The organism is Acidisoma sp., assembly GCF_035492295.1.
Classification (GTDB): domain Bacteria; phylum Pseudomonadota; class Alphaproteobacteria; order Acetobacterales; family Acetobacteraceae; genus Acidisoma.
The window spans coordinates 1-8,320 of sequence record NZ_DATJJK010000218.1 but is presented as its reverse complement, the minus strand read 5'-3'; the positions used below and the strand labels follow the sequence as shown (position 1 = coordinate 8,320).

The window sequence follows — 8,320 nt, the reverse complement described above, 5'->3', positions numbered from 1 at the left end:
CCCGCCAGCACGGGCATGGTCGCACCCCCCTGCAGATGCAGGGTGAAGGATTTGCCGAGGTTTTCCGTTTGAAGGACGATCTTGCTCATGCCTGGAGAACCGAACTCACGAGAAGCTGCGTATAGGGATGCTGGGGATCGTCCAGCACCTGATCGGTCAGGCCCGTCTCCACCACCTGGCCGCGCCGCATGACGATGATGCGGCCGGCGAGCAGGCGGGCGACCGCGATATCGTGGGTCACCAGCAGCACCGCGAGGCCAAGGCGGGAAACCAGCGAGCGGATGAGATCGAGCAGCCGCGCCTGGACCGAGACATCGAGCCCGCCGGTCGGCTCGTCCATGAAGACCAGACGCGGATGGGTGGCCAAGGTGCGGGCGATCTGCAGCCGCTGCAACATGCCGCCGGAGAAGGTGCGCGGCAGATCGTCGATCCGCGACGGGTCGATCTCCACTTGGCGCAGCCAGTCCGTCGCGATCTCGCGGATATCGCCATAATGGCGGGCACCTTGCGCCATCAAGCGTTCGCCGACATTGCCACCGGCGGATACGGTCATGCGCAGCGCGTCGCGCGGGTTTTGGTGGACGAAACCCCAGTCCGAGCGATGCAGCGCACGCAGATGCGGGGCGGGCATGGCATGGACATCATGCTGCGCGCCCGCAGGATCGCGGTAGAGAACCCGGCCGGCATCGGGTGCGCCCTGGCCCGAAAGGACGTGCAAAAGGCTCGACTTGCCGGAGCCGCTTTCCCCGACAATGGCCAGCACTTCGCCCGGCCAGAGGCTGAGATTTACCCGGTCCAGTGCGCGAATGGCGCCGAAGCGCAAGTCAAGTTCATGCGCTTCGAGAAGGGGCACGGTCATGCGGCTTCTCCCGGAGCGGCGTCGCGCCGGCCTTCGCAATAGTCGGTGTCGGAGCAGACGAAGATGCGGCCGCCGCGATCATCGGTCACCACCTCGTCGAGATAGCTGTCCCTCGCACCGCAGAGGGTGCAGGCATGCGGCGCGCGGACGAGCTTGAAGGGATGGTCCTCGAAATCCAGCGGGCGGACTGTGGTGAAGGGCGGCACGGCATAGATGCGCTTCTCGCGGCCCGCGCCGAAGAGCTGCAGCGCCGCCATGCGGTTCATCTTCGGCGTATCGAAGGCCGGTATCGGCGACGGCGACATCAGGTAGCGGCCGTTCACCATCACCGGATAGTCGTAGGAGATGGCGACATGGCCGAAACGCGCAATGTCCTCGTAGAGTTTCACATGCATGAGGCCGTAATCGGCAAGCGCATGCATCTGCCGGGTTTCCGCGCGGCTGGGTTCGAGCTTGGCGAGGGGTTCCGGCAGCGGCACCTGATAGACGAGAATCTGGTCCGCCCGCAGAGGCATTTCCGGAATGCGGTGGCGGGTCTGGATGACCGAGGCCTCTGCCGTATGGGTTGTCGTTTCAACGCCAGCGGTGCGGGCGAAGAAGCGACGGATCGAAACCGCATTCGTAGTGTCGTCGGCACCCTGGTCGATGACCTTGAGCACATCTTCGGGCCCGAGGATCGCCGCCGTCACCTGGATGCCACCCGTGCCCCAGCCATAGGGCAGCGGCATCTCCCGCGCACCGAAGGGCACCTGATGGCCGGGAATGGAGACCGCCTTGAGGATGGCGCGGCGGATCATCCGCTTCGTCGGCTCATCCAGATAGGCGAAGTTATAGCCGTTCATGCGGGCTCTCCTTCTTGGGGAGTCGCGGCTTCCGCGGTGCGGCGCATGGTGCGGATCGTTTCAAGTTCACTCTGAAAATCGACGTAGTGCGGCAGCTTCAGGTGCTCCACAAAGCCCGTGGCCTCGATATTGTCGCTGTGGGACAAAACGAATTCGATGTCCTGCGCGGGCGCGGTAACATCCTCACCCAATTCCGCCGCGCGCAGCGCGCGGTCGACCAGGGCCATGCCCATGGCCTTGCGTTCACCGTGGCCGAAAGTCAGACCATAGCCGCGGGTGAATTGCGGAGGCTCGGTCTTCGACCCCGCGAATTGATTGACCATCTCGCATTCCGTCAGCGTGATGCGGCCGATCTCAATGGGAAAGCCGAGTTCGGGCGGTTCGATTTCCACAGCCACATCGCCCATCCGGATCTCGCCTACGAAGGGATGGTTGTTGCCATAGCCGCGCTGGGTGGAATAGCCGAGCGCGAGGAGAAAACCTTCGTCGCCACGGGCGAGGGATTGCAGCCGCAAGTCGCGCCCAGCGGGGAAGGCGAGCGGTTCGCGCGTGAGATCGCCGGGTGGCGCGTGTCCGCCCGGTTCTTCCGCACCCATCAGCCCCTCTTCGCGCAGCAGATCGAGCACGCGCGGAGTGGGTTCGATCGCCGCCGGCGCGGGCCGCGCAGGCGCGGGTGGCAGGTCGCTCTCCGCCTCCAGCGCGAAATCGAGCAGGCGATGGGTGTAGTCGTAGGTCGGCCCCAGCATCTGGCCGCCTGGCAGGTCCTTGTAGATCGCCGAGATGCGGCGACGGATGTGCATCGCCCCGGTTTCCACCGGAAGCGAAGACGCGAAGCGCGGCAGGGTGGTACGATAGGCGCGGAGCAGGAACGCTGCCTCGATCAGATCGCCCTGGGCTTGTTTGATGGCGAGCGCGGCGAGGGCAGGATCGTAGCACGAGCCTTCGGCCATCACCCGGTCCACCGCGCGGCCAAGCTGGGTCGCAATCTGATCCGTGCCGACTTCCGCGACCGAGACCGGGCCCCTTCGGTTGCGGGCAAGCCAGTCGTGGGCGGCGTCGATCGCGCGCTCACCCCCTTTGACGGCAACATAGGCCATGTCTCAGCCCTCCCCGATGCGAAGGCTGCGCGGCAGGGCGCAGACGGCGTTGCCGGCGCAAAGCAGGAGATCGACCCCGCGCGGGAACCGCTCGTGATTCCGCTGCCATTGCTTGACGAAGTTCGCGGGCAGCCCCTGCGGGGCAATGGTGAGCGGCGCCTCCAGCCCGGGACCGTAGATGGTGCGACGCGGCCCACCGTCGAGCGCGGGCACCTGCAGAATGACGGTCGCCCCCGATTCCGGGTCCGCATCCGTGCCAGGATTGAGGCGTTCGAGCGGCGGCAGGCTGGTCGCGCAAAGGAAGGCAGCGCGCTCCGTCTGGGTTGCGCGAACGACGCCGGCATGGAAGGCAAGCCAGTCCCAGCTGGCGGCCAGACTGTCGTCCAGCCAAAGCGTGACCTCGGCATCCACGAGGGTCAGCAGGACGGAGGCCGTGGCAGGCGCCAGTGGCGGGGCCGCGACCGTTTGGCCGAGGGTCACGATACTGCCTGGCCGGGACATGGCCTGCAGTACCAGCCGGAAGCAGCTCTGCGCTTCCGTCACGGGATCGTTGAAGCCGGGTCTGTCGATCGTCATGAGCGCATTGTCGCGAGGGTGAAGAAATCGACCCGAGTGGCATCCGCTTCAGCCGCGACTTTCGTGTCGGCTTCGGCCAAAGCACTGGCGAGGGGGGTGATGACCCGTTCCTCCAAAAGCGTGCCAAAATCGGGGTCCTGCAGGGCAGCGTCGAGCGCGGCGGCGAGTTCCGCCTTCCGCCCGTCCCGCCCGGCGATATAGGCATGGCCGATGCGTCCCTGTTCATTGCGCACGCTGCAGCGGGTGACGGTCATTTCGCCCAGATTGAAGGGCGCGCCGCTACCGCCCGCGCGGCCGCGCACCATGACGAGGCCGGCTTCCGGTCCACGAAGCCGCGTGTGACCGGGCAGGGGAACGGCTTCCGAAAGCCGCTCCTCGATCGCTTGCCGGTCACTCCGGGCAAGGGTTGCCATCCAGCTCTGGCGGCGTTTGGTGATGTCGGTGTTTGGCATCGTCATCCGAAATTCATCTAGACGTCTAGACTTTAGGCGCTGCGCCGCTAGTGTCAACGGCAATCGCGTGACATCACGCAGGCAACGGAAAAAGAGAGAGGCGGAACAGTGGATCTCGAGATCACCGGCGGCACGGTCCTGGGCAGTGACGGTCTGCAGCACGGCACGGTTCGCACGGAAGACGGCTTGATTGCGGAGGGGACGGGGGGCGCCCGCCGCCGCTTCGATGCGGCAGGGCTCGTTGTGCTTCCCGGCATCGTCGATTTGCATGGCGATGCCTTTGAGCGGCAGGTGCAGCCACGGCCCGGCGTAGACTTCCCCATGGATGTGGCACTGGCGGAAACCGAGGCGCAGCTGCTCGCCAATGGCATTACCACCGCTTTCCATGGCGTGACCCTGTCCTGGGAGCCGGGGCTGCGGAGTGCGGGCGCTTTCTCCGCGCTGCTTGCGCAACTGGCCGCGCACAAGCCGCGTGCCATCTGCGACATGCGGGTCCATCTGCGCTGGGAGGCCTTCAATCTCGAAGCGCTGGATCTGGCGCTTGGCGCCATCGCCGAAGGCCAGGTTCATCTCCTCGCCTTCAACGATCATACGCCCAGCATCCTGAAGAAGATGGCCGACCCAGCGGCCTGCGCGAAATACAGTGACCGTGCCGGCGTGAAGGTCGAGGCGTTCCGCAGGCTCGCAGACTCCGTGGCCGCTCGTGCGCGGGAGGTGCCGGCGGCGGTGGCCCGCATCGCCGAAGCCGCGGGTGCGGTCGGCATTCCGATGGCAAGTCATGATGACGCCACCGTGCAGGCGCGGACGGAGTTCCGCGCCATGGGCGCCCGCATCTCGGACTTCCCGATGAATGCCGAGGTGGCCCGGGCCGCGACGGAGGCCGGGGATTGGGTGTTGATGGGTAGCCCCAACGTGGTGCGCGGCGGCAGCCATATGGGCTGGGTCTCCGCCGCCAGCATGGTGGAGGACGGCCTCTGCCGCATTCTCACCAGCGACTATTTCTATCCCGCGCTTCTGCGTGCGGGGTTCGCCTTCGGGGGAAGGGAAGGGCTCGCGAAAGCCTGGCCGCTGATCTCGGCCAATCCGGCGGCGGCGGCGGGCCTCACGGATCGTGGGCGCATCGCCGCCGGGCTGCGCGCCGATCTTGTCCTCGTGGCGACGGACCCCGCCCCCCGCGTGGTCGCGACCATCGCGGGTGGGCAACTTGCCTATCTCACAGCCGAGGCGGCAGCGCGGCTCCATTGAACCGGCCGCATTACGCGATCCGCTGCCGCAAGGCAGCGGAGATGCGCTCGGCACCGACCACGATGATGAAGGTCAGGATGAGGAGCATCGAGACGGTACGATACTGGAAGAGGTTCATCGCCGTCAGTAGCTGGAAGCCGATGCCGCCCGCGCCCACGAAGCCGAGGATGAGCGACGAGCGGATGTTCTCGTCCAATCGGTAGAGTGTGATGCCCAGCAGGGACGGAATGACGGTCGGGATGATGCCATGGGTGAAGACGGCCAGGCGCGAGGCGCCGGTCATGGTCAGCGCCTCCACGGGTCCCATGTCGATATCCTCGATGGTCTCCGCAAAAAGGCGGCCCATCATGCCGAGACTATGGATGACAATGGCGAGTGCGCCGGGAAAGGGGCCGAGACCGACGGCCGCCACGAAGATGAGCGCCCAGACGAGATCGGGCACGACGCGGGCGAGCGCGATGAGGCCACGCGCCAGAAAGTAGAGGGGCTTGGCCGGCGTGGTGTTGCGCGCAGCGAAGAGGGACAGCGGCAGGGCGAAGATGAGCGCGATGGCCGTGCCGAAGAGCCCCATGTCGATCGTCTCGAGCGCCGGCCACAGCGCATCCGGCAGGCCCGCGAAATCGGGCGGCATGGAGCGGCTGACGATATCGGCGATGCCGGCGGCGCCCGTGATGAGATCCTGCGGTCTTGCATGCACAACGATGGCGGATTGCAGAAATAGCGCTACGCCGAACAGAATGATCACGAAGGTGAGGGGATGCAGGCGACGGCGCGGCTCTGCTTTCTGCGGGGCGGGGGAGGGCATGGTCTTCAGCGCAAATCCGTTCATGCGGCCACAGGCTCCGGCGTCTTTGTATAGAGGGCGGCGACGGCGACTTCGGCGACATCGGCGGGCTTGTCATTGAATTGGACGCGGCCGTCTTTCAACCCGAGGATGCGATCGGCGTAGCGGCGGGCGAGATCGGGCTGATGCAATACGCAAAGCACGCCGAGCCCATCTTCATGCGCGACGCGGCGGAGGAGCGTCATCAACTCTTCCGAGGCCTCCGGATCAAGGCTTGCCACCGGCTCGTCGGCGAGAAGGGCGAGCGGGCGCTGGGCGAGGGCGCGGGCGACGGAAGCGCGCTGCGCCTGACCACCCGAAAGCGTGCCGGCGCGCTGGGCCGCGAAGCTCTGCAGACCCACTTCCGCGAGGCAGGCTTCGGCGAAGCTGCGCTCGCCCTGCGGCAGGAAGCCGAGGGAGGTCGCCAGGGTGCGATGACGGCCGAGTGTCCCGGCCAGGACATTGGCAATAACGCTGCGACGCTTCACGAGATTGGCGTTCTGAAAGACCATGCCGAGCGCCATGCGCGCATCCGCGAGCGCGCGGCCGGACAGGCTGCTGATCGGCTTGCCGGCCACCTGAATCTGGCCGCTGGTCGGCTTCAGCATGCCCGCGATACAGCGCAGCAACGTGGATTTGCCGCAGCCATTGGCGCCGAGAATGACAACGAGTTCACCGGCACTGAGCGTAAGGTTCGCCTCCGTCAAAGCCATGCGCCCCGTGGGGTAGCGCATGGCGAGAGAGGAGACGTCAATGAGCGGTCGGCTCATGACCCCATCTTGGCAAGGTCGAGATGGAGCACGCTGACGAGGCTACGGATGCCGTCATAGGCGTGGTCGTCGATAGCGACGTAACCCTTGCCCTTGAGGCCGGTGATCTTGAGTTCCGAGGCCGGGATGCTGCTGAGGTCGAGGGTCTGCAGAACCTCGGTCAGCTTCGCCTTGAAGGCCGGCGGCAGGTTGGAGCGCACGGTGATCGGATCATCCGGGATCGGCGGGCTGGTCCAGAGCGTCACAAAATCCGACGGCTTGTAGATGCCGGCGCGCTGCGCGGACAGGATCTCGGGGCTGTTGATTTCGCCCGCTTCCACCTTGTGATGCAGCAGCGCTTCGTAGCTCGCCGTATGGCTGCCGGCATAGATGGCGCGTACGCCATGATCGGGATCGATGCCCACGTTCTTCAGCGCATAGGCCGGGAAGAGATGGCCGGAGGTAGACGCCGGATCGGAATAGGCGAAGGTGTGGCCGGCCACGCCCTTCAGCGTGGTGATACCGGAACCGGGCCAGGTCACGACGCTTGCGGTATAGGTGTCGGGCTTCCCGTCGGGCGCCGCGTAGGTCGCGACGACTTCGGCGCCCGCGATCTTGTTCGCGAGGACATAGCTCAGCGGACCGAACTCGGCGACGTCGATCTTGCCGGAGCGCATCGCCTCGATGGTGGCATTGTAGCTGGTGCCGATCTCGAGATCGACGGGGCAGCCCATCTTCTCGCTGATGATATGGGCGATCTGGTGATACAGCGGCACGAAGGCGGCGGAAGCGTCATAGGGGATGACGCCATATTTGATGGTGCCGTGAGGGCAGGCACTGGCGGCGAGCGCCCCGGTACTGGTCGCGATCAGCGTGGCGAAGCCGAACAGCGCCTTCGAGGCAGAGCCTCGGAGCAGGTTACGCATGAGGACGGGTTCCTTGGTTGGGCGTCAGGCGTTCTGCCTGCCGCTTGATCGGGCGCGCCCTCTCTAGCGCAGCAGGACCGAGAGACTTTTGACATCTAGATGAATATCGGATGACCGGCCGCCACGGTTGCGCCCTCTGCCCTGGGCCTGAATAGTGGGGCTTCAGCCTCCAGGGAGAGTCCGATGAGCCTCGACTCCGTGCGTGCCTTCTTTGCGGAGAAAGCGCCCGATATCGCCGTCATTGAGCTCGAAAACAGCACGGCGACGGTGGCTCAGGCGGCGGAAGGGCATGGCGTGCTGCCGGCACAGATCGCGAAGACGCTGTCCCTCAAGGTAGGGGAGCGTTACCTGTTGCTCGTCGCGCGGGGCGATGCGCGGCTCGACAACCGCAAGGCCAAGGCTGTGCTCGGCGGCAAGCCGCGCATGCTTGATGCGGAAGAGGTGGTGCGGGTGACCGGCCATCCCGTGGGCGGCGTCTGCCCTTTCGGCCTCGCTGAGCCCTTGCCTGTCTATTGTGATATTTCGCTGCAGGCCTTCGACGAGGTGGTGCCGGCGGCGGGTTCCACCCATAGCGCGGTGCGCATCAATCCGCGGCGCATGGCAGAGCTGGTCGGCGGCGAATGGGTGGATGTCTGCCAGGAGGTTGTGGAAACGGTGCAGTCCGCATGAGGATGAGATGACAAGAGCCGAACTGGCCGATCTCTACCGAGGCTATATCGACTGCCTCAACCGGCGGGATTGGGGCGAATTG

10 protein-coding genes are annotated in these 8,320 nt (G+C 65.9%); 2 read left to right on the top strand and 8 right to left on the bottom strand.

The window, feature by feature from the left end:
- Nucleotides 1–85 precede the first annotated feature (85 nt).
- The 5 genes from phnK to phnG are packed head-to-tail and all read right to left on the bottom strand — an operon-like array spanning nt 86 to nt 3,832.
- Complete coding sequence (gene phnK / locus VL752_RS16555; protein ID WP_325356963.1) at nt 86–859, bottom strand: phosphonate C-P lyase system protein PhnK; 774 nt, start codon at nt 857–859, stop codon at nt 86–88.
- Nucleotides 856–1,701 carry an alpha-D-ribose 1-methylphosphonate 5-phosphate C-P-lyase PhnJ gene (locus VL752_RS16550; protein ID WP_325356962.1) on the bottom strand — a complete coding sequence of 282 codons (846 nt, stop codon included), beginning with the start codon at nt 1,699–1,701 and terminating at the stop codon, nt 856–858. The genes phnK and VL752_RS16550 overlap by 4 nt, the downstream gene beginning before the upstream one ends.
- Entirely contained in the window at nt 1,698–2,798 is a 1,101-nt protein-coding gene (locus tag VL752_RS16545; protein ID WP_325356961.1) for a carbon-phosphorus lyase complex subunit PhnI, read from the bottom strand. Before VL752_RS16545 ends, VL752_RS16550 begins: the two co-directional genes overlap by 4 nt.
- A gap of 3 nt (nt 2,799–2,801) precedes the next feature.
- Nucleotides 2,802–3,374: a phosphonate C-P lyase system protein PhnH gene (gene phnH, locus VL752_RS16540; RefSeq protein ID WP_325356960.1), complete on the bottom strand. Its 573-nt coding sequence runs from the start codon at nt 3,372–3,374 to the stop codon at nt 2,802–2,804.
- Nucleotides 3,371–3,832 (bottom strand): phosphonate C-P lyase system protein PhnG, encoded by a 462-nt coding sequence (gene phnG, locus VL752_RS16535; RefSeq protein ID WP_325356959.1) that lies wholly within the window; start codon nt 3,830–3,832, stop codon nt 3,371–3,373. The genes phnH and phnG overlap by 4 nt, the downstream gene beginning before the upstream one ends.
- A 102-nt stretch (nt 3,833–3,934) precedes the next feature.
- Between phnG and VL752_RS16530 the strand changes: the two genes are divergently transcribed.
- On the top strand, nt 3,935–5,071 hold the full coding sequence (locus VL752_RS16530) for an alpha-D-ribose 1-methylphosphonate 5-triphosphate diphosphatase (RefSeq protein ID WP_325356958.1): 1,137 nt from the start codon (nt 3,935–3,937) through the stop codon (nt 5,069–5,071).
- Nucleotides 5,072–5,081: 10 nt separating this feature from the next.
- Here VL752_RS16530 and phnE read toward each other — a convergent pair whose 3' ends face one another.
- Genes phnE through VL752_RS16515 form a run of 3 tightly spaced genes read right to left on the bottom strand, consistent with a single transcriptional unit; the run spans nt 5,082 to nt 7,569 of the window.
- Entirely contained in the window at nt 5,082–5,900 is an 819-nt protein-coding gene (gene phnE, locus VL752_RS16525; RefSeq protein WP_325356957.1) for a phosphonate ABC transporter, permease protein PhnE, read from the bottom strand.
- Nucleotides 5,897–6,664 carry a phosphonate ABC transporter ATP-binding protein gene (locus VL752_RS16520; RefSeq protein ID WP_325356956.1) on the bottom strand — a complete coding sequence of 256 codons (768 nt, stop codon included), beginning with the start codon at nt 6,662–6,664 and terminating at the stop codon, nt 5,897–5,899. The genes phnE and VL752_RS16520 overlap by 4 nt, the downstream gene beginning before the upstream one ends.
- The gene (locus tag VL752_RS16515) at nt 6,661–7,569 is read right to left on the bottom strand and encodes a phosphate/phosphite/phosphonate ABC transporter substrate-binding protein (protein ID WP_325356955.1); all 909 of its coding nucleotides are present in this window, start codon (nt 7,567–7,569) and stop codon (nt 6,661–6,663) included. Before VL752_RS16515 ends, VL752_RS16520 begins: the two co-directional genes overlap by 4 nt.
- Before the next feature lie 183 nt (nt 7,570–7,752).
- Between VL752_RS16515 and VL752_RS16510 the strand changes: the two genes are divergently transcribed.
- Nucleotides 7,753–8,238, top strand: a complete 486-nt coding sequence (locus VL752_RS16510; protein ID WP_325356954.1) for a YbaK/EbsC family protein — start codon at nt 7,753–7,755, stop codon at nt 8,236–8,238.
- Nucleotides 8,239–8,320: the final 82 nt, after the last annotated feature.

Coding starts and splice junctions, on each gene's coding strand:
- phnK (WP_325356963.1), bottom strand. CDS start 859: ATGACCGTGCCCCTTCTCGAAGCGCATGAACTTGACTTGCGCTTCGGC.
- VL752_RS16550 (WP_325356962.1), bottom strand. CDS start 1,701: ATGAACGGCTATAACTTCGCCTATCTGGATGAGCCGACGAAGCGGATG.
- VL752_RS16545 (WP_325356961.1), bottom strand. CDS start 2,798: ATGGCCTATGTTGCCGTCAAAGGGGGTGAGCGCGCGATCGACGCCGCC.
- phnH (WP_325356960.1), bottom strand. CDS start 3,374: ATGACGATCGACAGACCCGGCTTCAACGATCCCGTGACGGAAGCGCAG.
- phnG (WP_325356959.1), bottom strand. CDS start 3,832: ATGACGATGCCAAACACCGACATCACCAAACGCCGCCAGAGCTGGATG.
- phnE (WP_325356957.1), bottom strand. CDS start 5,900: ATGAACGGATTTGCGCTGAAGACCATGCCCTCCCCCGCCCCGCAGAAA.
- VL752_RS16520 (WP_325356956.1), bottom strand. CDS start 6,664: ATGAGCCGACCGCTCATTGACGTCTCCTCTCTCGCCATGCGCTACCCC.
- VL752_RS16515 (WP_325356955.1), bottom strand. CDS start 7,569: ATGCGTAACCTGCTCCGAGGCTCTGCCTCGAAGGCGCTGTTCGGCTTC.
- VL752_RS16510 (WP_325356954.1), top strand. CDS start 7,753: ATGAGCCTCGACTCCGTGCGTGCCTTCTTTGCGGAGAAAGCGCCCGAT.